At 67.7% G+C, this 1,713-nt stretch carries 1 protein-coding gene; it reads right to left on the bottom strand.

Translation table 11 applies throughout. The features are described 5' to 3' along the window. Window positions 1–81: 81 nt before the first annotated feature. Entirely contained in the window at window positions 82–1,557 is a 1,476-nt protein-coding gene (locus AC13HU_RS36680) for a glycoside hydrolase family 76 protein (RefSeq protein ID WP_483046325.1), read from the bottom strand. Window positions 1,558–1,713: the final 156 nt, after the last annotated feature.

Below are 1,713 nucleotides of genomic sequence, written 5' to 3' on the forward strand. Positions count from 1 at the left end.
GTCGCGAACCGTGCATGCGCCTACCGATGGAACGTCAGATCGCGGTGAGCGTCGTCCGCGTGCGAAGTGCGAACGGCCTTGTCAACCAGCCGCGTTGAGCAGATCGAGCACACTCTGCTGGCAGCCGTAGTCGCTGCTGCCGGCGCCACCGGCCCAGTGCGGGCCGTACTGGTCGAGGGAGTTGCGGTCGTTGTTGTACGCCGAGTTCGCCCACGCGCTGAGGTCCGCCGCGTACGGGTGGTCGGAGAGCTGGTCGTTCAACTTGCCCAGCCCGCGCACGTAGGCGCCCTTGAAGCTCGGGCCGTCGCCGGTGCAGCCGTCACCCTCGCCCGGCTCGCGCAGCACACCGCCGGACTGGAGGTTGACGGTCGACGCGTCGGCCAGGGTGCGCGCGGTGTCCAGCAGGCCCGAGTCACCGGTCGCCTTGTACAGCTCGGTCAACCCGCCCAGCACCACACCCTGGTTGTACGTCCAGGTGGTCTGGCCGTTGTTGACGCACGAGTCGTTCAGGCCGTCGTTGATCATGTGGTCGCCGTTGATCATGCCGCTGTTCTGGAACCACGACCACTCGGTGTTCGCCCGGCCCAGGTAGCTGGTGTCACCCGAAATGCGGTTGTGCAGCGCGGAGTTCAGATAGAGATACAGCTCGTTGGTGATCGCGTTCTTGTACTCGCCGCCGGTGTTCCACCGCACCCCGCCGCCACACGTGGTGTTCCAGTTGTCGAACATGTGGTCCGCGTCCGCCCGCGCGGTGTTCAGATAGCGGCTGTCACCGGTCGCGTCGTACGCGTCGACCCAGGCCAGGCCCCACCAACCGGTGTCGTCCAGATAGCTGTTGGTGAAGTTGCCGTCCTGCGCGTTGATGTTCGCGTCGTACGTCTCGCTGATCGCGTACTTGTAGCTCGGCATGCCGCTGATCCGGGCGTTGTCGATGATCGCGGTCAGCGCGTTGGCGCTGGTCCACCAGCCGTTGCCGCCGAACAGCTTGCTGCCGCGGTCGTACGACATCATCAGCGCGGTCGCCGCGGCGGTGCCCCGGGACCACGCGTTCCAGGTGGTGCGCGCCCACGAGGTGCACGCGATGTCGCTCGAACCGGACGCCTGGCCGCAGGCCCGCACCGCGCCGACACCCTCGTTGTTCCAGTCGTCGACGTTGTACATCATGGTGCGCCAACCGCCCGACCCGGACGGCACCGAGGTGTCGCCGAGTTTGCTGCCGTCGCTCCAGGTACGGCCACCGTCCATCGAGCGGTCCAGCCACACCTCGTCACCCGCGCCGCCGTTGTCGATCGACGCCCACGCCATCGCGTCATCGTCGTCGAAGTGCAACACGATCGAACGCGAGTTGACCGAAGTGCTCACCGGCTGCCGGTCCTGCGTGCTCAGCGCCGGGTCCCGGGCGTCGCAGTACGCGTTGCAGATCGTGGTGGCCGCGCTCGCCGAGGGCGCCGCGGAGGACGCCTTCACCGGTGGCGCCGCGCCGTGGGCCACGGCGGTTGACATCGTTGTCAGGACGGCCGCGAGAACGGCGATGCGCAGTGGTCTCATTGCACGCATGGGGGGCTCCTGAGCCTTGAACTGGCGTACGGAGGCACGCCACTGGGCGAGCACTGGGGGGAGAGCGCTCTCCTCGGAAGCTAGCCAGCGGGTGAGGGCGCGTCAATAACCTGCGCGGATGGTCGGATCACTCGGGGGTGGGGGTTGCCTGTGCGC

This window comes from Streptomyces sp. NH27 (genome assembly GCF_056859195.1).

Coding starts and splice junctions, on each gene's coding strand:
- AC13HU_RS36680 (WP_483046325.1), bottom strand. CDS start 1,557: ATGCGTGCAATGAGACCACTGCGCATCGCCGTTCTCGCGGCCGTCCTG.